We start from the raw sequence: 20245 nt of genomic DNA, 5'->3' as shown, positions 1-20245 counted from the left end.
GGTTGCGCGGTTGCGCGGTTGCGCGGTTGCGCGGTTGCGCGGTTGCGCGGTTGCGCGGTTGCGAATTTTATAACGCGGTATAATCTGTGTCAATATATCGTAACCCTTTTTTATATAAGCGTTATACAAATTATCACACGGATTACTTCGGGTGTCAAGGAAAATATTTACCGTGTCATGTATCCTTTCAATCATATGTTAACATTCAAACATGCAAATAGCGATTTGTCAAGCAAAAAGTTTAAATATTACCAAAAAATATTTTTTTATTGACATAAATATCATTATATGTGATAATTATGTTATTATTTTATCACCGCAAGGGGCTTCCGCGATGACGATACAACAATGCGGCATGTCGATTATAGGCGAAATATCCGATACGTTCGCACAAATCGACGGCGCTCAAGTGGAAATTCTCATTCAAAAGATACGATCGGCAAAAAATGTGTTTGTCATAGGTGCAGGGCGGTCGAAAATCATGCTGGAAGCGTTTTGCATGCGTTTGAATCACTTGGGATACAATGCTTTTGTCGCAGGAAATATCCCCTGTCCGCCGGCTGAAAAAGGCGATCTCGTCGTCGCGGCATCCGGTTCCGGGGAAACAACCTCTATCATTGCCGTGCTGGAACGATTAAAAAAAGTCGGCGTCGATATTTTTTTATTCACCGCAGCACCGAATCCGATCCCGCAAAATGTCGCAGACACCGTTTTACGCATTCCGACCGCATATACGCTCGACGGAACGGGCGGCTGCAGTCGGCAGCTGATGCGGACGCTGTTTGAGCAGGTCGTCTTTATCATCGGAGAGGCAATAATCGAAAAGATGAGCGGCGATATTCCGGTCGAACAAATCATCAAGAGGCATACGAATGTCGAATAGCGGCTGTCGTTTCGCAACATCACAACAGGAGTACGATAAAAAGCGCCGTCTGAAATATCGCCGTCGCTTTTTATCTCGAGTTTGCGTTGCAAACTCGATTATTAAACGTGTGCGCGTTTGCGCACGGCTAAAAACTTTTTCGAAAGTTGATTCGAAGTCCGCGAAAGCGGACACGTAGAATCGATTCTTTGCAGAACGAGCCGGAGGCTCTAACTTTCTGCAAAAGTTTTTATGGGAGACATTATGAAAGCATCGTTTTTAGACCTATCGATCGGGCAAATCGGTTACGTTGTACCGGATGCCGAAGCTGCAGTAAAAGCGTACTATGAAAAATTCGGGATCGGCGACTGGAAGTTCTACACGTACGGCGCGCCGCTGTTGTCGTTTATGAATTATCACGGAAAACCGACTCGTTTTAAGGCGCGGCTTGCGCTCAGTTATTTCGGTAAAACGAGGATCGAACTTATACAAAATCTTGAAGGAAAAACGATTTACACCGACTTTATCGAAAAACACGGCTACGGCGTTCAGCATTTGGGAATCTATGTCGCCGACATACAAAAAGAACTCACAGCCGCACGAAAAGCGGGTTTTTCCGTCGTTATGGAAGGCGGCGGTTTCGGGCTTGACGGCGACGGCCATTTTGCGTATCTTGATACGGAAGAGGTATACGGCATAACCTATGAACTGATACAGCGGCCGCTTCGCAGACACGAGCCGGAAGCCGTATTTCCGTGACAGCAACCGGCAAGTTATGAAACTATTGAATGAACGGCAAATACAAGAAGCAAAATTAATAAAAAATTCACAATTTTTAACGATTAAGCAACTCTCGCAATTTTTACACGTATCGGAGATGACGATCCGCAGAGATATGCAGCTGCTCGGCAAAAACAATCTCGTTTCGCAAGTGTACGGCGGCGTCGTACCGGTTTCCGGTGCGGAACAAAACGATACGTCATACATTGCGGATGAAGAGCAGCAAAAAAATAAAGCGCTCAAACTGCTCATCGCGCAAAAAGCCGCCACGCTTATCCGGCAAAACGACGTCGTCTTTTTCGATTCGGGATCAACCGTACAACTTTTAGCGGAACAGCTGCCGAACGATTTTTCGTGTACCGCGATATCGTCGAGCTTTAACGCGCTCAGCATTTTGACGAAATTGCCGAACAGCACCGTCATTACCCCGGGCGGCGTCTTTTCGCATAAACCGAAAGTCTTTTACGACCAAGAATCGATCAAAGCGATACAGCGCTACCGCGCAAACATCGCCTTTATCGGAGCGACGGGCTACGAACTTGAAATGGGGCCGACATGCGCATACGTCGAAGACGCACCGCTCAAGCACGCGATCATCAAATCGAGCAAAGAAAAAGTGCTCCTCATCGATTCGTCGAAATTCGGTTTGGTGAGCACATGTTCGTTCGCAAAGATAAGCGATTTTACGACGGTCATCACCGATTCGGGAATTCCCCGAGAATACGCCGAACAGCTCGCCGAAAACAATGTACGGCTGATCGTCGTGTAATCCGCGGCGTCGCGGACGGAAACGAAGTTCGCGCCCGCTTTTAAAATATCGCAGCTTGCCGTACAGCTTTTCGCTCCGTTTACGGATGCGGCGCTTTATCGTCAATACTCGTACGTCAGTTCCGACATACCGACGAGTTCGGTAACCGTCGTGCCGAATTTTTTTGCGACCGCGTACGATGAAATCCGCGCGATATTGCCGGCGGTGTCGTATTTGTAAATTTCACGGGCGATCGTTTTTCCTTCGGCGTCGCTCGTCGTGATTTCGTTGAGCACGCCGTCGCTGCCGTAACGGAAGTAACTGTGCTTTTGTACCGCGCCCGTCCCGTCGATAAACGTAATCGCGTCGATTTTGCCGCCGTCCGTATACGCGTAGTCGATCTCTTCGTCGAGCGAACCGTCCGCATAATAATGATTTTCGACCGAAAGCCTGCCTGCATCGTCGTACGCATATACGATTTTCCACACGAGCTCGCCGCCTGCGCCGTAGTACGATTCATCGGTGAGGAGGCTGCCGGTATACGTGTACATCGTTTTATTTTTTAAACCGCCGTCTTTTCCGTATTCGGATTCGTCGACTTTATTTCCCGCCGCACCATACGTGACGGCACTTTTCCAAATGAGCGCATTGTCCGCATTATAGCCGTCCTGCGCAGTAAGTTTTCCCGACACGTCGTACGTGTTTTTGATTTTATTGACGAGGGTTCCGCGTCCCGTCATCTCAGACGATTCGATTTCCCGTCCCGCTCTGTCGAATACACGGACGATTTTCATCTCCGGCGTACGGAAATATTCGCCGAATTTCGACGTAATACCGTAATCGGTACGCGTATAATTTTTTACCGTACCTTTGAGCGGAAGATATTCCGTGACATCGAACGCAAACGCAGAAACGCACATGACAGCTGCAGCCAGTGCGGCGAACATCTTTTTCATACAACCCCCGTAATAATCATCAAATCGTTAAGATCGCGTTTTATTAACGCGAACTTATTATACACGTAATCGGCGGCCTTTGTCAAAATGAGCACGGCGTTCCGAATGCCGGGCAGAGTACACGCACAACTACATACCCAAGAGCGTCGGCAGCCACAGCGATATGGCGGGTATATACGTGATGATTAAAAGTGCGGCGATGCTTGCCAAAAGAAAGGGCGTATTCGCTTTCAAAAAATCCCATATCGACACTTTGAGCAGCGACGATACGACGAAAATCATCGAACCGAAGGGCGGCGTCAATCCTCCGATCGCCATGTTCAACGTCATGACGATGCCGAAGTGAACGAGATCGATTTTGAGCGTATTCAATATCGGAACCAAAAGCGGTGCAATGATGATGATAGCGGGGCCGCCTTCGACAAACATTCCGACGATGAATAAAAAGATATTGATGAGTATCAAAAATACGTATTTGTTGGCGGAAATACTCAACACCGCCTGCGCGATCATGTGCGGAATGCGCTCATAACTTAAATACATTCCAAAGAGATTCGCACCGACGATGATAAACATCACCTGCGCGGTGGAATTGACGGTTTCCCGTAAAATCGGAATAAAGTCTTTGATGTGCAGTTCGCGATAAGCCAGCATCCCTACGAGCGTGCAGTAAAAACATGCGATGGCGCCTCCTTCCGTCGGAGTAAAAACGCCCTGCCGCAATCCCATGATGATGACCAAGGGTAAAATGAGGGCAAGAACGGCAGCTCCCGCGCCCCGCACGATTTCTTTGCCGCTCGCCATCTTTTCCCGCGTCCGTCCGTAATTGTGTTTTATCGATTCGATATGGACGGAGAGCATGAGACAGGCGGTGATAACCAAACCGGGAAGATATCCCGCCATAAAAATTTTACCCACGCTGACGCGGGCAACCATCGAATACAAAATAAGCATAATGCCCGGCGGAATAATCGTCGGTATGATGGAACTGGTCGCGGTAATCGAAGCGGAAAAGGGCATCGGAAAACCGCGCTTTTCCATTTCGGGAACCAAAATTTTGCACTGCATGGCGGCGTCGGCGTTTGCGGAGCCCGAGATTCCGCCCATCAGCGCGGACAATACGACGTTTACCTGTCCGAGTCCGCCGGGAAGATGTCCGACCAAGAGATCGGCGAAATGCATCAAGCGCTTGCTGATGCCCGAATAATTCATAATCACGCCCGCAAAGATAAAAAACGGTATGGCAAGCAGCGGAAAAGATTCGATTCCCGATATGAAATTCTGCAATACGAATTGCGGCGGCATATTGTTCGACATAAATAAAAAATAGGTCATGGATCCGCCGATAAGTGCAAAACCGATCGGTACATTGAGCATAAATAAAATAAACACGATCAACAGCGGTATTAAATTCATATTTTTTCCTGCCTATTTTTTTGAAAAAAACGCGTGCTTTATCCGTTTTATTTTTTCGAATAAGCGCAGCGCCGTATAAACGATCAAAAGCAAAAATCCGATAGTGATCGACGCGTTGACAAAAGTGTACGACAATCCGATTATCGGAGTTATTTTACCCCATGAACTGATACAGAGTCTGATGCTGAGTATGAAAATAATACTATCGAGCGCCAATACGAAAAGGTCGATTAAAAATTCGATGACAAACTGCAATTTTGCCGGCAGCAGATTTACGATTATGTTTATGCCTACGTGATCGTGCGTTCTATATGCGGCTGCGATGCCCATATAGGTACACCACACGAACATAATCGTCGCAAGCTCTTCCATCCAATTAAAAATAAAACCCAAAATATATCGGCAGAAGACGTTGATGATAACGAAGAAAACGATGCCGAAAAGCGCAACGGCTGCGATAATATAATCCAAATTACCGAGCACGGATTTTCTGTTCATGTTCATTTCCTTATTAATACGGGTAAAGACGAAATACCGCCGAACCGATCCGCCTTGACCCGTATTATTAATTTTTACTTATTGCGAATTTTTGCCAACTCGGCTTGAATCGTATCGTATACGCCGGGCGTAAGATTTTTATTGTTTTCAAACACTTTTTTTGTCAATATACGGAACTCGTCTTTTTCGACTTCGTGGAACTTTACTCCTTCTTTTCCGAGATTTTCTCTGTCTTTGATTTCCTGCAAGGCTACGCGTTCGTTGTTCCGTTTTGCACCTTCAAGGAATTCCTCTTCCATGATTTTTTGTTGTTCCGGCGTAAGACTGTCCCAAATTTTCTTCGACATGACGCAGCATGTCGTTCCGCAAAAGTGCCCGGTCAACGAAATATCTTTGATAATGGCGCCCATCTGATTGTCCGCGATATCGCTGATGGAGGTTTCAAGTCCGACGACGACGCTCTGCTGTACGGCAGAATATACTTCCGACCACGCCATCGGTATGGGGTTCGCACCCATCGCGCTCAGCGTTTCGATCCATAAATTCGATTTCGGCACGCGCAGCTTCATACCGCTCAATTCTTTCGGATTGCGCACGGGTTTGTTCGCGCAGATATGGCGGAAACCGAACCCGTAATCCAATGCCAGCACTTTCATCCCGTTTTCTTCGGCTTTTTTATTTAAATCGTTTGCAAAGTCGCTGTGGCACATCGCCGTATACTCTTCCATGTTGTTGTAGAGCATCGGCCCGACAAGCGCGTTGTAATCCGGTACATAGTCCGCCATATAGCTCGGATCTTCGTTGGAAATAAAATAGGCCCCCGCGCGCACTTGCTCGATGCCGTCTTTATACGTCGCGATTTCACCGTTCGGATAAATCTGAATTTCGATCGCACCGTTCGTTCTTTTGTTGATATTGTCGGCAACTTCGCGCAACGTAACGTTCAAAGGCTGTTCGTTCGTAAATACGTTGCTGAGCTTAAATACGTGCTTTGCCGCTCCCTGTCCGCCCGCATTTTTTTTGCTGCATCCGAACGCTAAAAACAATACTGCAATCAACGTCGAAAACCATGCCGTTCGTTTGATCCTTTGTTTCATCTTTCACTCCTCTTGCGATTGGTAATTAATCTTTCAAAAAACAAAGCCTGTTGGTTATAACGCCGTCGACTTTGCATTCCGACATATCGAAAAAGGTATCCTTGTCGTCGATAATCCACGGATATACCTTTATGCCCAAAGAATGTAAAAATTCCACACCGCTTTTATTTACATATTCCGCCGCCGGATGATAACTGTAAATACGGAACGGAAGATTTTTCAAATAGGTTTTTAATTCCAGCAATTCGCCGTCCAATGCGAGACCGAGCTTTACGCCGCGATTTTCTTTTGCGATATGTTCCAAAACAATATGATTTAATGAAGCTAAAATAAACGCATCCGTACTTCGCCTTTCAAGCACGAAACGCAGCAAATCCGTCTCCCACGGCTCTTCTTCTTTGACGTCGCGTTTTACCTCCAAATTCAGCATCAGATTTTTTGGCACAAGGTGTAAAAATTCGTCCAAAGTTAAAATCCGCTCTCCGAGATAGCGCTCCATGTTATTGTGAGCGGACAGCGCTTTCAGTTCTTTAAGTGTTTTATCCCGCACTTTGCCCGTACCGTCAGTCGTGCGGTCTACGGTAAAATCGTGGAAAATGACGTATTCTCCGTCTTTTGTCCGCTGTATATCGCATTCGATTTGGTCGGCACCGGATTCCACTGCCAAAATAAAAGAGCTCGCTGTGTTTTCCGGGCGAAGATCGGGGACGCCTCTGTGCGCAATCAATTCCATCTGCAGATCCGAAAAGCTTGAAAACTTAATAAGTATAAGTAAATTATAGAGGCAGATTTTTCAGCTGTCAAGTTTTTTATTTTGCCGTTTTTACATAAAGTTATGATATAAAAACGGGTTGAAATATTTTGATATTAATAAAAAATAAAATTAACAAATTTTAACAGACTTTATTTTCGATTCGATACTCATTCGCCGAAAATTTCTTTTCTGTGGTATTCGCCGAGCTTTTCGAGATCGCGCGCAAGAGATACGTTTTCACCGCCGTTCATCGTGCCGTTGTACGCGGTTTTATCTCCTCCGCACACGGCTTCACCTCCTCCGTCTGCCGCGCAATTTTTTTGATAGGCTTTCAAATCGATGAGAAAGCGGTTCATCGAAAAATGCTGATAGACGAAAACGCTTTTCCACGCATCGCTTCCGGCATAGGCGGCTTTCAGTGCGTCGCGGTACGGCACAAATATACCCTTCTCTTTCAACTCCGCATAACCTACAAGCCACAGCTGAGGAGGATTAAAACATTCGCCGATTTTTGTGCCGACCGTATCGAGCAGACCGCGCTCTCCATCATTTACGCCGGTCGGGACGAAGCCGCCGCTTGTTCCCCGTTTTCCGCTTGCACCGTTTTTCCAAAGTGCGCGATGAAGCTTTACCGTATGTTCGGCCATCCACAGCTGACTTATTTCGATGAGCTTTGCGATTTCAGGATTTGCTTTTTGCAGAGAGCGCAGATGGTGCGTCTTTGCGGTATGCACCGGCGTTTTATTCAGGATGACGACGTTTTTTCTGAAATCGGTTTGCAGTTCGGGATTGCGGCGAAAAAAACCGTCGGCGATTTTCCCGCTCTGTCCGACGAGGTAGCGATTGTTAATCGAAAGCTGTTCGTCTTTACCCGGATTGTCGCCGATGACGATCAATTTAATTTCATCTTGAGCAGAAACGTCGTCGAGTGCGCGGTTGTACACGACCGTCGTTTCAATAGGATAATCCGGCGTATCCTTTTGCGCGGCGGTTTTTTGCAGCGCTTCGAGCGCTGAAGCGTACTTCGACCACTCGGCAACGCGAGAGCGGAATTCGTCACGGAATTCGACAAAGGCTTTAAATTGCGATCGAAGCATCACCGCGCTCCGCGGCTTTCGAAATATACGGGATACAGTGCAAAAATCGTCATGAGGCGAGTATAGCCGATAACGCGCGTTTACTGAATAGCGGAGCGAAATACAAATGAGCGCCGTTGAAAAGCCGAGCGGATTTTTGACGGTTTCAAAATATTTTCGCGTTAGCGGCGGGAGGGGAGACGACGCGGTTTTTCAAAACCGCGTCGTCTGTACGCAAACGTGCGGCAATTTCCGCACGTTTGTACCGAAGCGAAAGCGGAGTCCCGTACAGAGCGGCGGCGGGCTTGCCCGCCGCAACGCCCGAATTATTAAATTTAAAACAGATCGCCGGTACTGCCGCCATCCGCTTTTCGACATTGCCACCGGCCGCGTCCGCACGCTATAATAGCCTTATGGCGGACAATATACGAATCGAAAAAGCACAGCGCATCCGCGACGTCATACGGTACGTCGACCGATTTAAAAACGCCGTCGTCGTCATCTATCTCGACGACATCGACTCGCCGCTTTTTTCAAGCCACATCCGCGACATAGCGCTTATCAAAAAAGCGGGACTGCACGTACTCATCGTGCCGGGCTCGCGCGAGCGCATCGACGAAGTGTTGTCGGTATCGCATATTTCATGGACGATGCAAAACGGCGTGCGCGTTACGACGCATGAAGCGATGCCTCTCATAAAAATGGCGGCGTTCGACGTTTCGAATACGGTGATGACTTCTCTCGCCGCGAACCGCATTTCCGCCGTGATCGGAAACTGGGTACGCTCGCGCGCGATCGGCGTGCTCGACGGCAAAGATTACGGGGACGCGGGCGAAATCGACAAGCTCGAAACCGACGCGATCCGCACGGTGCTTGCCGACGGCTTCGTTCCGATTTTTCCGTGCATCGGCTGGAGCCGAACGGGAAAGCCGTACAATATCTCTTCTCCGGCGCTCGCAAAAGAAGTCGCCGTACAGCTGCAAGCCGATAAATTGTTTTTCGTCACAAGCGGCGACGATATAAACGCATCGCACTTTACCGTACCGCCCGGAATCGCCGTGTCGGAAACGGGCGAAATCCCCGCGCTCAACCTCGGCGAACTCGATTCTTTTATCGAAGCGAACGCGAATTCGGAAAACGGAAAAATCGTTTCGCTCCTGCGCTTGGCAAAGAGCGCGTGCGCATCGGGCGTCGCAAGAACTCATATCGTAAACGGTGCGCTCGACGGCGTGCTGCCCTGCGAAATTTTTTCAGGACTCGGAAGCGGTACGATGGTCTATTCGGAAAACTACGGCGGCATACGCGCTATGCAAACCGAAGACATTCCGGCAGTTCTTTCGCTTATGCGCCCCTTCGTCGCGTCCGGAAAACTTTTGCCGAGAAGCGACGCCGAACTGCTCGAAAACGCGGACGATTATATCGTCTACGAACTCGACGGCGGCATACGCGCATGCGCCGCGCTGCATTTTTACGACGCGCATCAGGCGGAAATCGCAGCGGTTGCCGTGGACGAATCCTACGCGAATATCGGCGTCGGACCGAAGCTCATCGAATTTTTATTAAAAAAGGCAAAGCGGGAACGCTCGGAAAGCGTGTTCATCCTCACGACACAGGCGGCCGATTGGTTTGAAAATTTGGGATTTGTGCCGGACGATATCGCAACGCTGCCTGAAAAGCGTAAAGAAAAATGGACGCCCGCCCGAGGCTCGAAACTGTACCGGCTGAAACTGCAATAGAGGGCAAGTGCCGAATAACAATCGAAAAATGTTTCGTTTTTTTACGATAAATTAAATTTATTTTCTTCCACAAGATTTCCCGTAACGTATTTATGTAAAATACTTGCGGCAAAAACTTGATACGATACGCCTTCTTCTAAAGCTCTTGTTTTTAATCCTTCAATATCTTGCTGTGTCATAGCTATATCAATTTTTCTGTTTTTTATAGAGCGGTTTTCCGCCGCCGCTTTAAGTGTCTTCTTCATTTCGGAAAAATTTTTAACGGATTTCCATTCATCATTTTCTATGGATTGATATAGTTCATTTTCAAATTTCATTTACTTCTCCTTTTTCTTATGTGAAAGATATTGTGCGGTACATTTCCTGCTCGGAAAAATCGTTTTTAAAAAACAAACATCTTTTTCAATGACACACGGAACAACATACACATATTCTGAAATTTCCACAATGAGCAAAAATTGATTCGGATATTTTTCCTTATTGGGATGCTCTAAAATATCCAACAACTTATCTTCTTCGATCGCAATAATAATTCGCTCAAACGATATAGCCCTTTCAGTTTTTAAGAGAGTATTTTTTTCGATACTCCAATCAAATTTCATACTGTTATATTATTATATCGACCGTCTTTTTACAACTGCGACATAATACGTTCGAAAGAGAATCTCTTATACAAATAACAATTGACAAAATAATAAAAAACGCCGCGTTTGAAAACACGGCGTTTTAATAATTAACAAATTTTATTTACCTTTACTGCAGCGTAATATCGAATGCGATATACGCATTTTCGGGAATGACGCCGGGGTAACCGCGCTCGCCGTACGCCAAATCGGGCGGGATGACGATCGTGCGGCTTTCGCCTTTTTTCATATCCTGCACCATCGCGTCGAAACCGGGAATCATCTGTCCCGCGGCGGTCGTAAAGGACAGCGGCGCCCTGCCTTCCGACGAATCGAACACGCGGCCGTCTATGAGGTAGCCTTTGTAATCGACGGAAACTTTTTTGCCCCTTCCCGTTTTTTCGCCGCTGCCGGCTTTTTTTATTTTATAATAGATGCCGTCGGCGTTTTTTTCGAAATTCGCAAAATTCTTTTCAATCGTTTTGATTTGATCGGCGAACGCGGCTTCTTTTCGAGCGGCGGCCGCTTTCAGCGCATCGGCGGATAATTTATTAAAATCGCTTTGCGATGCGGTAAACTTTTTCGCGTCTTCGCCGTTCCGCACAATCGTAATTTTTTTGATAATATCGCCCTGTTTTGTCTTATTGACGATGTCCTGCCCTTCAAGCACTTTGCCGAAAATCGTGTGCTTGCCGGTGAGCCACGGCGTCGGAACGATCGTGATAAAAAATTGACTGCCGTTCGTATTCGCTCCGGAATTCGCCATGGCGAGGAGGCCGCCTGAAGTAAATGCGTATTTGTCGACGATTTCATCGGCAAACGAATAGCCCGGGCCGCCGGTGCCGGTGCCCCGCGGGTCGCCGCCTTGAATCATAAAATCCTGATCATCGCCGTTTCCCTTGCTGATGACACGGTGAAACGTGAGTCCGTCGTAAAAGGGTTTGCCTTTCGCCGCATCGAGCGTACCTTCGGCAAGCCCGACGAAATTCACGACGGTAAGCGGCGTATCTTTGTAATACAGCTCAAGCACGATGTTTCCGCGAGATGTTTCCATGACGGCGAATACTCCGTCTTTCCCTTGAATCGATTTTATGCTTTTTTCCATAGGATTGCATCCTCCGTACATGATCGTAACACAGCACACTGCAAACGATAATAACAATTTACGCATAGGCATTTTCACCTTATCAAAAATTAATAAAATTTCAAATCGCTTCGATCGCACCGCACGCGGCGGGATACGTCAGCGAACGCCCTTATAGAGAACGCGCACTTGCTTGTACAGACCGTCGCCTTCCGATTTCGTGTCGATATCGGGGATGTCGTTGAGCGTCGTGTGAATGAGGCGGCGTTCGAACGGATTCATCGGTTCGAGCAAAATCGAATTGTGCGTCTGATGCACTTTGTCCGCAGTCGTGTACGCAAGGCGCACGAGCGATTCTTCGCGGCGGATGCGGTAATTTTCCGAATCGAGGATGATGCGCACGTCTTCGTGGCCGAGCCGGCCGGCGTAGATATTTGCCAAAAGCTGGAGCGCATCGAGGTTCTTTCCCTTCCGCCCGATAAGGATCGACGAATTCTGAGAATTCATCTTTATGCCGATTTTCTTCGCTTCGCGAAATACGATTTCCGTTTTTACGTCGTAGCCCATCTTTTCGATGATCGTGTCGACGAACTCAAGCAGCTTTTTTTCGAACTCATCCTGCGGCAGCGGATCGGCGACGATTCTCGCAGGCGTTTCATACATTCTGTTGTCGTTCCCCGCGTGCGACGCATCGGGAGAATCGACCGGATTGACGCGGATCTTTACATAGCCTTTTTTGAACAGCGAATTTTTTTGCGTTTCAAGGATCTCCACGTCGAACTGATCGCGTTCGAGACCGAGTTCGCTCGCGGCTTTTTCGATCGCTTCCTTTTCGGTTTTTCCTTCATACTCGTATATCATAACGTACCTCTTGCTTTTTCCGAACGGCGGTTAAAACTTCCGAAAGTACAATTTTCGAAAGCCGCCGATCAGCCGATTAATAAAATACGGCTTAGCGTTTTTTGCCTTTTTTAACAATTTTAAATTGTCCGGCTTGCGCGGCGATTTCCGCTTTTTTTTGCCGCATGAATTTGTTGATTATGAGCTGCTGCCCCATCTGGATGATATTGCTCACCGTCCAATACAAAAGCAGTCCGGACGGCGCATTGTAGAACAAGAAAAAGAAAATGAGGGGCATACCGTACATCATAAATTTCATCTGTCCTGCACTCGAACCGGCTCCGGCCGCAGTGCCGCCGACCATCGTGATTTTACCGTACAAAAGCTGGGATGCGAGATAGATAATCGGCAGGATACGGATGGAATTGCCCAAAAACGAACCGATAAACGGTATGTCGCGTTTGAACGCATATACGCTGTCGCCGGTCGAAAGATCGGGAATCCATCCGGGAATAAACGACGCACCGCGGAATTCGAAATAATTGTTAAACAGATCGTACATCGCAAAAATTATTAAAAATTGGAAGAGCATCGGAAGGCAGCCGCTCATCGGATTGTAGCCGTTGTCTTTGTAAAGTTTTGCCGTTTCCGCCTGTAATTTTTGAGGATTGTCTTTGTACTTCGTCTGCAGCTCCGTTATCTTCGGCTGGAGCGCCTGCATTTTGAGCGTGCCGAGCGATTGCTGTCTTGTCAGCGGGAACATCGCAAGTTTTAATAAAATCGTCATGATGATGATCGCGACGCCCCAGTTGTGAACGACTTTGTACAGCATTTCGAGAACCCATTTGAGAATCTTTTCAAGCCAGCCGAGCCAGCCGTAGCCCTGCAGCGATTCGTCGAGTTTTACATTTTCAAGCTGCCAGCCGTTCGCCTGCGCCGTATTGTAGAGACGCAAATCGGTTTCGTTGCGCGGCCCGAAGTAAACGTAATACGTATCGGCCATATCGGTGCCGGAAAAAGGCTTGCGCGTAAAAAAAGCTTGCGCGTTCGCATAGTCGCCGACTTCCGTGCGCGAAGAATAATACGCTTCGCCCGTCATCGTCTCCGGTTTTTCGGGAATGAAAAGTTCTTCGAAATATTTTCCGGCGATGCCTGCCCATACGTAATCGCGTTTATACGGTTTAAACTGTTTCGTACCGACTTGTACGTATTTTTTTTTGTTGCCGTCGAACGTGATAAACATGCGCGAATCGTAGCGGTTCATGCGCGGGTTATAGTGCGGCCCGACTTGCGGCGCCGTGCGGATCGTGTAAGCGGCGTTGTTCGTGTTGAGTGAAACAGTGCCCTCGTCGCTGTGCATTAAAACTTCAAGTTTGAACATATATTCGCCGGGGATAAACGTATAGCGCTTGCCGAACGTATAGCCGTTATAGCGCTTCGTAAAAAGTACGGTATTCGCATCCGGCTGTTCGACGCTGAACAGATCGTTTATCATCGCACCGTTCGCATCGCCGAATGAAACGGCGCACGCGCGGTTAAAAGCGGAAATATTGTCCGCCATTTCAACGCCTTTGTTCGTATCGGTATCGACGTGATTCAGCAATTCATAGCCGATGATATCGCCGCCCCTGTTCGTAAAGGCCGCTTTGATTTTATCCGTTACGATCGTAAGACTCTGCTCGGAAACGGCTTCTTCGGTATCGGAAGAAGCGATAAGCACGGGCGCCGCGTCTTGCGAATTTCTCGGAAGAGCCTCCGTAGAAATTGCTGCCGGCCCTTCCGTGTTTGCCGAAACGTTTTGTCGCTGCGGCGCAAATACGGTAGCCTGCAAAACCATAAAGGTACCGATCACGACCGTCGACAACGCGATCGCCCAAACAGTATTTTTATCCATAATAAATCTCCATCACTTTCATCGTTGTTAAAACAGTAAAAAAGCGTGCACACATCGGCACGGCATTTAAAATTATTATTTCACGGAACGGGGTCGTATCCGCCGGCATGAAACGGATGACAGCGAACGATTCTCTTTATTGCAAAAAAAAGCCCTTTGCTCGGCCCGTATTTTTTAATCGCTTCGATCGCATACTGCGAACACGTCGGCGTGTACCTGCAGCACGACGGAAACAACGGAGAAATACAGATTTGATAGGCACGGATACAAAGACAGAAAATTCTCGTAAGGAATTGTTTCATTCCGCAATCAATCCCGCTTTTTTACACAATAATCGAAATTGCGCACATCGGGCGTCGAACGAATCCCGCCCGGGATACAATAAAAAGAGCATATCGTATCCGACATTCAACTGTGCTTTTAATAAACGATAGACTTCACGGCTGTATCTTTTCGACAAGTTTCTCTGCACCGCGTTACCGTATCCGCGGGACAGAGGAAATCCGACGCGATTTACGCGCAATCCGTTTTTTGCATAAAACAGCTTTGCGCCCGGAATACCCGTTCGCTTTCCGTTTTTAAAAAGCGCTTTAAAAGCGGCGGATTTTTTTATACGTTCTGAACGTTTAAATCCGCTCTTCTTTCTCAAAGCGGCTTCCATCGGCAGCTTCCGTCCCTAAAAATCAATACTTCTTTTTTTCGTCTGCGACCGACAGCTTTTTGCGTCCTTTTGCGCGGCGGCGGGCGAGAACTTTGCGGCCGCCCTTTGTCGCCATGCGCGCTCTGAATCCGAATTTTCTGTTGCGTTTAACTTTGCTGGGCTGATATGTCCGTAACATAGAACATGCTCCTTATATAATCAACCGCGATATCGCTATCGAGGTCATAAGATATCGAAATAAGTAATCAAATATATCATTATTTTTTATACTTGGTCAAGGCGAATTGAATAAATCGATATGATGCTTTATAATAGTTACAATACTTGCGAGGATAGAGATGCCAAAAATCGAAGTCAACGAAAAAAATTTTTTCGCTTTGCTCGGAAAAAAATACGATTACGATACACTTGAAACAAAATTGCCGTGCGCAAAAGCCGAACTCGATGAAAAACCCGACGCGTCCAAGCCTGAAGATGAGCGCGTTATTAAAATCGAACTCAACGACACGAATCGTCCCGATCTGTGGTCGACGGTCGGCGTCGCGCGGCAGATCGCCCTGCACGACGGCGCAAAACACGCGGATTATCAAAAATTCATGTCGGCTCCCGATGCGATAAAAGATCCGGACAACCGCATCGTCACCGTGGACGCCGAACTGCAGCATATCCGCCCGTATATCGTCGCCTTCGTTATTTCCGGAAAAGCGATCGACGAGGCGATGCTGAAAGACATCATCCAAACGCAGGAAAAACTCGCGTGGAATTTCGGACGCAAGCGGAAGACGATTTCGATGGGCGTGTACCGCGCCTCCGACATCGCTTTTCCCGTGCATTATAAAGCCGTCGATCCGGACGCGACATCCTTTGTGCCGCTGCAGTGTGCAGAGCCGATGACGTGCCGTCAAATTCTGAGCGAACATCCGAAAGGAAAAGAATACGGTTGGATTTTAAAAGACTTTAAAAAATTTCCGCTGCTCGTCGACGACAAAGGCGAAATCATGTCGATGGCGCCGATCATCAACAGTGCGACGCTCGGTGCGGTACAAGTCGGAGACACGGGCTTAATGGTCGAACTGACCGGCGACGATATGGAAAGCCTTATGCTCGCGGCGAACATCGTCGCGTGCGATTTTTTTGAAAGCGGCTACGAAATTCTTCCGATGCGCGTCGACTATCCTTACGAAACGAAATTCGGCAAAACGGTCGTGTGCCCGTATTATTTTCAAGTTCCGACAAAAGCCTATCTTTCGCATATCAACAAAATGCTCGGCTCGTCGTTTACTGCGGACGAAGTGTGCGCCGCGCTCTACCGCATGGGCGATGAAACGACGGTAAAAAAATTGACGATCGACGGAAAAGACGATGCGGAGTTTACGCTCTTTCCGCCGCCCTACCGCAACGATTTTTTACACGAAGCCGATGTGATCGAAGACGTCATGATCGGGCGCGATATCGATTCGTTCGAACCGGAAAGCCCGAGCGATTTTACGATCGGCAGGCTTTTGCCGATAACGCAGTTCAGCCGTAAAGCGAAAACGCTTATGGTCGGACTCGGCTATCAGGAGATGATTTTCAACTATGTCGGAAGCCGCCGCGATTACATCGACAATATGCTCATCGACGAATCGAGCGTCATCGAAATCGCAAATCCGATGAGCGAAAATTATCAATTTATCAGACCGGAGATAATCTCTTCGCTGCTCCGCGCGGAAAGCAAATCGGCAAACGCGCAGTTCCCGCACAAGATTTTCGAAATCGGCAAAGTCGCCTATCTCTGCGGCGAAGAAAATACTGGCACGCGCACACGAGCGCACTTGGGCTTTTTGACGGCGGCGGCAAATGCAAACTTCAACGACGCAGCAAGCGAAGTCGCCGCTCTCCTGTATTTCCTCGACCACACGTACGAAGTACAAGAAAGCTCCGATCCGCGCTTTATCGTCGGCCGTCAAGCATCCATTATCGTAGGCGGCAAAGCAGTCGGTGTTTTCGGCGAAGTCAATCCGCAAGTGCTCGAAAACTGGGCCGTTACGGTGCCCTGCGCTGCGGGCGAAATCGATTTGGAAGCGTTACTCGAAAGCCTCTAAAACATACCGTCGTCGTTATCGATTTTCTTGCGGCATATTTGCGCGTACGCGTTTTTTTGAAGAAATCGAAAACACGACGAACGCCGCGGCGGCAAGGATAAAACCAACGGCGCTTTCCAAATAATACGGAACGAGCAATAATATTCCGCCGATCAAAAAGACGATGCGGTATATCATCGGCACCGGTTTATCGATATATCCCGTCAAACAGATGCTCATCAAGCCGACGCCCAAAAGCGCCGTTACAATCGCAACGGAAACGGCAAATGCATTTCCCTGCAGCAGCAACGCGGGATTATAGCAAAACGTAAACGGAATCACAAACGACGGCAAGGCTATCATACATGCGATAGCTCCCACATGCAGCCATTTCGCTTTGGCAAGACCGGCAGCCATAAAGACGGCGACGCATACCGGCGGCGTAATTGCGGACAGACACGCATAATAAAAAATAAACAAGTGCACGACGAGCGGCTCAAGCCCGAGTGCGACAAGCGGCGGAGCCAAAACCGCGGCACCGAGTACATAAGCCGCCGTCGTCGGCAAACCCATGCCGAGGATAATACACACGAACATGGAACAGATAAGACATAAAAAAACATTACTCTGCCCGAGCGAAACGATGATATCGGACAGCTTTACGCCGAAGCCGGTCAAATTGATAAGCGAAACGGTGATTTGAGAACCGGCAAGAATACCGCACATATCGATAATGCTTTTCGTCCCGTTGAGCGTCGTATTTAAACAAAGTTTTCCCGTTTGGACGACGGTGCTTTTAAAATTTTTCGATGCGAGACTGAATTTTAAAATATACATCACAAACGCACCGACCGTCGCATAAAAGGCTCCCATGAGTACGGTATATCCGATAACAAGGAAATACAGAAACACTGCAAGGGGTACGAGGATTACAGCATAATCGATCAGAGCGATGTAGGGTTTATCGGTTGTTCCCTTAATATTATTTTTCGCAGAGTTTAAATGAACGGCGATAAAGCAACTTATAAAATAAATGAGCGCGGGAACAAAGGCAGCTTTCGCGATGGCAAGATACGGCACGCCGATCAACTGCGACATAATAAACGCTGCAGCGCCCATAATCGGCGGCATGAGCTGACCACCCGTCGACGCAACGGCTTCCATCGTTGCAGCCCATTCATTCGAGTATCCCGCTTTTTTCATCGATGGGATCGTAAAGACACCCGTTGCAGCGACGTTGCCGATCGCAGAACCGGAAATCATGCCGAAAAGCATACTCGCACACACTGCCACTTTTCCCGGCCCGCCGGTATATTTTCCGGTAAGCCGCTGTCCCATTTTAATAAACGTTTCCGCACCGCCCGTTTCCGACAAAATCGCCCCGAAAATACCGAACATCGCAAGCATCGTCGCCGATAAGCCGAGCATCGTTCCCCAAATACCGCGCGTATTGTGATAAAACGTTTGAAATACCAAATTGAACGAAAAATTCTGATGACCCCAAACACCGGGGAACAGTTCGCCGAAAAATGCATAGCAGAGAAAGATACCGCCGAGAACCGGAAACGTCCAGCCGACGCTTCTTCTGCTCGCTTCGAGGATCAATACGACGAGAGCGACGGAAGCAAATATGTCAAAACCGCTTACCCATTTCAGCGGGTCGTACAGAATCGCGTCGGCAATAAACGTACAATAGATGCAGGAAGCGCATGAAACGGCGGCGAAGATACAGTCGTACCAGGGAACCGTGCCGCTTTCGTTTTCCTTTCCTTTTTTCGTCGCGGGTTTTATGATAAACAAGAGCGTCAGAACAAACGCAAGATGGACGCTTCTTTGAATGATATCGGAAAAGGGGCCGCGGGCAGTCGTAAACAGCTGAAATGCGATCAGGGCAAAAGATGCGATGCGGACAAAGCGCATCCAAAACAAATTTAGCTTTCTCATGATTTTCCTTAAAGACTATGGGACTGTCCGAAAACTTCCGCTTCGGGACATTTTGCTATAATAAAAATACCGTACGACACAGTGAGATCGTACGGTATAACGATGACGATTATTTCTTTTCGGTATATTCGGGAGGAATCAGAGAAGGCGGCACCGTATATCCTTTTTCCTTAAGATACTGCACCGTACCCGGATGAAGCGGTGTCGAAGCGGCAAGAAGCGTCATCTCGGGAACGTCGTTGCGGGCGCCGACCGGATATGCGGTCTGCCAAATCGACTTACCGTCTTCCCACATCGCCTTAAAAAAACGATAACCGTCTTCTTGAGAAAATCCCGTACGCACTTGAATGCCCTGATATGTTGAAATACAGGTCGCGTCATAATCGACGCCGTCATAAGCATTTGCGGGTACAACGGCGGTTTTGACGCTCGGGATAGCTGCCAGAATTTTTTTCATATCGGCGTCGGAGATGGAAAGAATTCGAATCGGACGATTCGCATTGAGTTGCATGACATAACTGTCAGGGGCTGGCCCCGTTTTCACTGCACCGACGATCTGACGATTCGAATATGCGTCGGCGGCATCCGCCTGTCCCGCTTCAAAGTAATTCGGTTTAATTCCGAGCGCATCGAATGCAGCGTGGATAACGACGGACGCCGCAGTCCCCGTTCCTCCGGGATTGAAGCTTTTTCCATTCAAATCATAAATCGATGTGATCCCCGTATCCTTTGCGACACAAATTTGAATGGGCGATCGTTCATAGTACCAAAGAATCCTGAAATCTTTAAACGGTTGACCGTTAAACGTTTTTCCGGTACCGGTATAGCTTTCATAATCGGTGTTTGAAATCGAATTGGCAATTTTTACTTCACCCGCACGAAGACGTTTTGTGTTATCGACGTTGCCGCCCGATTCCGAAACGGTAATCGAATATTCGGGACAATACGTGTTGATAACTTTTCCGATTGAAACGACGTACGGAAACAATCCCGAGCTCGATGCGACCGCCGCCATCGTAAGATAGGTTTTGTCTTTTTTTACGCTACCCGAATCCGACTCACCCATTCCAAAGACAACAGCACTTGCACAAAACGCTGCCGCAATCGTAATAATCCGCTTTAATTTCATACGCTCATACCGTAAAACGGCCCTCCTTGTAATTATAATTTATACTTATAGATTATGCGCTATAATCAGTATAAAGTGTAAGTT

The 20245-nt window shown here is 47.9% G+C and carries 23 protein-coding genes; 6 read left to right on the top strand and 17 right to left on the bottom strand.

What is annotated here, in order from left to right:
* The coding region (locus tag IZU26_RS10925; RefSeq protein WP_433279011.1) for a hypothetical protein at positions 1–195 on the bottom strand (195 nt) is incomplete at its 3' end.
* Positions 196–334: 139 nt separating this feature from the next.
* On the opposite strand from IZU26_RS10925, the gene IZU26_RS10920 reads away from it, so the two are divergent.
* The 3 genes from IZU26_RS10920 to IZU26_RS10910 all read left to right on the top strand — a co-directional run bounded on the left by IZU26_RS10920 (position 335) and on the right by IZU26_RS10910 (position 2411).
* Positions 335–883: an SIS domain-containing protein gene (locus IZU26_RS10920; RefSeq protein WP_433279009.1), complete on the top strand. Its 549-nt coding sequence runs from the start codon at positions 335–337 to the stop codon at positions 881–883.
* 243 nt (positions 884–1126) lie between these two features.
* Positions 1127–1621 (top strand): VOC family protein, encoded by a 495-nt coding sequence (locus IZU26_RS10915; RefSeq protein WP_021329625.1) that lies wholly within the window; start codon positions 1127–1129, stop codon positions 1619–1621.
* A gap of 16 nt (positions 1622–1637) precedes the next feature.
* Positions 1638–2411, top strand: coding sequence for a DeoR/GlpR family DNA-binding transcription regulator (locus IZU26_RS10910; RefSeq protein ID WP_021329728.1), 774 nt, complete (start codon positions 1638–1640; stop codon positions 2409–2411).
* A gap of 101 nt (positions 2412–2512) precedes the next feature.
* Here the strand turns inward: IZU26_RS10910 and IZU26_RS10905 are convergent, their stop codons facing one another.
* From IZU26_RS10905 to IZU26_RS10880, 6 genes are all read right to left on the bottom strand, one after another.
* The gene (locus IZU26_RS10905; protein WP_433279006.1) at positions 2513–3346 is read right to left on the bottom strand and encodes a hypothetical protein; all 834 of its coding nucleotides are present in this window, start codon (positions 3344–3346) and stop codon (positions 2513–2515) included.
* A 129-nt stretch (positions 3347–3475) separates the two neighbouring features.
* Positions 3476–4762: a TRAP transporter large permease gene (locus IZU26_RS10900; RefSeq protein ID WP_021329693.1), complete on the bottom strand. Its 1287-nt coding sequence runs from the start codon at positions 4760–4762 to the stop codon at positions 3476–3478.
* 12 nt (positions 4763–4774) lie between these two features.
* Positions 4775–5260, bottom strand: coding sequence for a TRAP transporter small permease (locus IZU26_RS10895; protein ID WP_433279005.1), 486 nt, complete (start codon positions 5258–5260; stop codon positions 4775–4777).
* A 74-nt stretch (positions 5261–5334) separates the two neighbouring features.
* Positions 5335–6357 carry a C4-dicarboxylate TRAP transporter substrate-binding protein gene (locus IZU26_RS10890; RefSeq protein WP_187385188.1) on the bottom strand — a complete coding sequence of 341 codons (1023 nt, stop codon included), beginning with the start codon at positions 6355–6357 and terminating at the stop codon, positions 5335–5337.
* Between the two features lie 25 nt (positions 6358–6382).
* Positions 6383–7090: a glycerophosphodiester phosphodiesterase gene (locus IZU26_RS10885; RefSeq protein ID WP_433279002.1), complete on the bottom strand. Its 708-nt coding sequence runs from the start codon at positions 7088–7090 to the stop codon at positions 6383–6385.
* 188 nt (positions 7091–7278) lie between these two features.
* Positions 7279–8208 carry a hypothetical protein gene (locus IZU26_RS10880; protein ID WP_433279001.1) on the bottom strand — a complete coding sequence of 310 codons (930 nt, stop codon included), beginning with the start codon at positions 8206–8208 and terminating at the stop codon, positions 7279–7281.
* A 106-nt stretch (positions 8209–8314) separates the two neighbouring features.
* Between IZU26_RS10880 and IZU26_RS10875 the strand changes: the two genes are divergently transcribed.
* On the top strand, positions 8315–8593 hold the full coding sequence (locus tag IZU26_RS10875) for a hypothetical protein (protein ID WP_433279000.1): 279 nt from the start codon (positions 8315–8317) through the stop codon (positions 8591–8593).
* Between the two features lie 7 nt (positions 8594–8600).
* Positions 8601–9923: an amino-acid N-acetyltransferase gene (gene argA, locus IZU26_RS10870; protein WP_433278998.1), complete on the top strand. Its 1323-nt coding sequence runs from the start codon at positions 8601–8603 to the stop codon at positions 9921–9923.
* A gap of 41 nt (positions 9924–9964) precedes the next feature.
* Here argA and IZU26_RS10865 read toward each other — a convergent pair whose 3' ends face one another.
* From IZU26_RS10865 to rpmH, 8 genes are all read right to left on the bottom strand, one after another.
* Positions 9965–10240 (bottom strand): hypothetical protein, encoded by a 276-nt coding sequence (locus IZU26_RS10865; protein WP_310822530.1) that lies wholly within the window; start codon positions 10238–10240, stop codon positions 9965–9967.
* On the bottom strand, positions 10241–10525 hold the full coding sequence (locus tag IZU26_RS10860) for a toxin (RefSeq protein ID WP_433278997.1): 285 nt from the start codon (positions 10523–10525) through the stop codon (positions 10241–10243).
* Positions 10526–10676: 151 nt separating this feature from the next.
* The gene (locus tag IZU26_RS10855) at positions 10677–11651 is read right to left on the bottom strand and encodes a peptidylprolyl isomerase (protein ID WP_433278996.1); all 975 of its coding nucleotides are present in this window, start codon (positions 11649–11651) and stop codon (positions 10677–10679) included.
* A 138-nt stretch (positions 11652–11789) separates the two neighbouring features.
* Positions 11790–12491, bottom strand: a complete 702-nt coding sequence (gene jag, locus IZU26_RS10850; RefSeq protein WP_021495493.1) for an RNA-binding cell elongation regulator Jag/EloR — start codon at positions 12489–12491, stop codon at positions 11790–11792.
* A gap of 91 nt (positions 12492–12582) precedes the next feature.
* Positions 12583–14364 carry a membrane protein insertase YidC gene (gene yidC, locus IZU26_RS10845; protein ID WP_433278994.1) on the bottom strand — a complete coding sequence of 594 codons (1782 nt, stop codon included), beginning with the start codon at positions 14362–14364 and terminating at the stop codon, positions 12583–12585.
* An 80-nt stretch (positions 14365–14444) separates the two neighbouring features.
* Positions 14445–14666 carry a membrane protein insertion efficiency factor YidD gene (gene yidD, locus IZU26_RS10840; RefSeq protein WP_021329642.1) on the bottom strand — a complete coding sequence of 74 codons (222 nt, stop codon included), beginning with the start codon at positions 14664–14666 and terminating at the stop codon, positions 14445–14447.
* Complete coding sequence (gene rnpA / locus IZU26_RS10835) at positions 14663–15025, bottom strand: ribonuclease P protein component (protein ID WP_021329722.1); 363 nt, start codon at positions 15023–15025, stop codon at positions 14663–14665. The genes yidD and rnpA overlap by 4 nt, the downstream gene beginning before the upstream one ends.
* Positions 15026–15047: 22 nt before the next feature.
* Complete coding sequence (rpmH, locus tag IZU26_RS10830) at positions 15048–15203, bottom strand: 50S ribosomal protein L34 (protein WP_016521223.1); 156 nt, start codon at positions 15201–15203, stop codon at positions 15048–15050.
* A 160-nt stretch (positions 15204–15363) separates the two neighbouring features.
* Here rpmH and pheT point away from each other — a divergent pair, with 160 nt between their 5' ends.
* Entirely contained in the window at positions 15364–17109 is a 1746-nt protein-coding gene (gene pheT / locus IZU26_RS10825) for a phenylalanine--tRNA ligase subunit beta (protein ID WP_433278991.1), read from the top strand.
* A gap of 15 nt (positions 17110–17124) precedes the next feature.
* Here the strand turns inward: pheT and IZU26_RS10820 are convergent, their stop codons facing one another.
* Together IZU26_RS10820 and IZU26_RS10815 are read right to left on the bottom strand one after the other, a co-directional pair.
* Positions 17125–19032 carry a TRAP transporter permease gene (locus IZU26_RS10820; RefSeq protein ID WP_038080520.1) on the bottom strand — a complete coding sequence of 636 codons (1908 nt, stop codon included), beginning with the start codon at positions 19030–19032 and terminating at the stop codon, positions 17125–17127.
* 109 nt (positions 19033–19141) lie between these two features.
* Complete coding sequence (locus IZU26_RS10815) at positions 19142–20161, bottom strand: TAXI family TRAP transporter solute-binding subunit (RefSeq protein WP_310822535.1); 1020 nt, start codon at positions 20159–20161, stop codon at positions 19142–19144.
* Between the last annotated feature and the right edge of the window lie 84 nt (positions 20162–20245).

The sequence above is a fragment of the Treponema sp. SP13 genome, from assembly GCF_050938355.1.
Classification (GTDB): Bacteria; Spirochaetota; Spirochaetia; order Treponematales; family Treponemataceae; genus Treponema_D; species Treponema_D socranskii.
The sequence above is the reverse complement of the archived record's forward strand: the minus strand, read 5'-3'. Positions and strand labels throughout refer to the sequence as shown.

What these genes read in the sequence shown, in the direction of transcription:
- IZU26_RS10890 (WP_187385188.1), bottom strand. Translation starts at nt 6,357, where the DNA reads ATGAAACAAAGGATCAAACGAACGGCATGGTTTTCGACGTTGATTGCA.
- rnpA (WP_021329722.1), bottom strand. Translation starts at nt 15,025, where the DNA reads ATGGAAGCCGCTTTGAGAAAGAAGAGCGGATTTAAACGTTCAGAACGT.
- IZU26_RS10895 (WP_433279005.1), bottom strand. Translation starts at nt 5,260, where the DNA reads ATGAACAGAAAATCCGTGCTCGGTAATTTGGATTATATTATCGCAGCC.
- IZU26_RS10815 (WP_310822535.1), bottom strand. Translation starts at nt 20,161, where the DNA reads ATGAAATTAAAGCGGATTATTACGATTGCGGCAGCGTTTTGTGCAAGT.
- yidC (WP_433278994.1), bottom strand. Translation starts at nt 14,364, where the DNA reads ATGGATAAAAATACTGTTTGGGCGATCGCGTTGTCGACGGTCGTGATC.
- IZU26_RS10880 (WP_433279001.1), bottom strand. Translation starts at nt 8,208, where the DNA reads ATGCTTCGATCGCAATTTAAAGCCTTTGTCGAATTCCGTGACGAATTC.
- IZU26_RS10860 (WP_433278997.1), bottom strand. Translation starts at nt 10,525, where the DNA reads ATGAAATTTGATTGGAGTATCGAAAAAAATACTCTCTTAAAAACTGAA.
- pheT (WP_433278991.1), top strand. Translation starts at nt 15,364, where the DNA reads ATGCCAAAAATCGAAGTCAACGAAAAAAATTTTTTCGCTTTGCTCGGA.
- IZU26_RS10875 (WP_433279000.1), top strand. Translation starts at nt 8,315, where the DNA reads ATGAGCGCCGTTGAAAAGCCGAGCGGATTTTTGACGGTTTCAAAATAT.
- IZU26_RS10915 (WP_021329625.1), top strand. Translation starts at nt 1,127, where the DNA reads ATGAAAGCATCGTTTTTAGACCTATCGATCGGGCAAATCGGTTACGTT.
- IZU26_RS10820 (WP_038080520.1), bottom strand. Translation starts at nt 19,032, where the DNA reads ATGAGAAAGCTAAATTTGTTTTGGATGCGCTTTGTCCGCATCGCATCT.
- IZU26_RS10885 (WP_433279002.1), bottom strand. Translation starts at nt 7,090, where the DNA reads ATGGAATTGATTGCGCACAGAGGCGTCCCCGATCTTCGCCCGGAAAAC.
- IZU26_RS10910 (WP_021329728.1), top strand. Translation starts at nt 1,638, where the DNA reads ATGAAACTATTGAATGAACGGCAAATACAAGAAGCAAAATTAATAAAA.
- jag (WP_021495493.1), bottom strand. Translation starts at nt 12,491, where the DNA reads ATGATATACGAGTATGAAGGAAAAACCGAAAAGGAAGCGATCGAAAAA.
- IZU26_RS10855 (WP_433278996.1), bottom strand. Translation starts at nt 11,651, where the DNA reads ATGGAAAAAAGCATAAAATCGATTCAAGGGAAAGACGGAGTATTCGCC.
- argA (WP_433278998.1), top strand. Translation starts at nt 8,601, where the DNA reads ATGGCGGACAATATACGAATCGAAAAAGCACAGCGCATCCGCGACGTC.
- IZU26_RS10865 (WP_310822530.1), bottom strand. Translation starts at nt 10,240, where the DNA reads ATGAAATTTGAAAATGAACTATATCAATCCATAGAAAATGATGAATGG.
- IZU26_RS10905 (WP_433279006.1), bottom strand. Translation starts at nt 3,346, where the DNA reads ATGAAAAAGATGTTCGCCGCACTGGCTGCAGCTGTCATGTGCGTTTCT.
- IZU26_RS10900 (WP_021329693.1), bottom strand. Translation starts at nt 4,762, where the DNA reads ATGAATTTAATACCGCTGTTGATCGTGTTTATTTTATTTATGCTCAAT.
- yidD (WP_021329642.1), bottom strand. Translation starts at nt 14,666, where the DNA reads ATGAAACAATTCCTTACGAGAATTTTCTGTCTTTGTATCCGTGCCTAT.
- IZU26_RS10920 (WP_433279009.1), top strand. Translation starts at nt 335, where the DNA reads ATGACGATACAACAATGCGGCATGTCGATTATAGGCGAAATATCCGAT.
- rpmH (WP_016521223.1), bottom strand. Translation starts at nt 15,203, where the DNA reads ATGTTACGGACATATCAGCCCAGCAAAGTTAAACGCAACAGAAAATTC.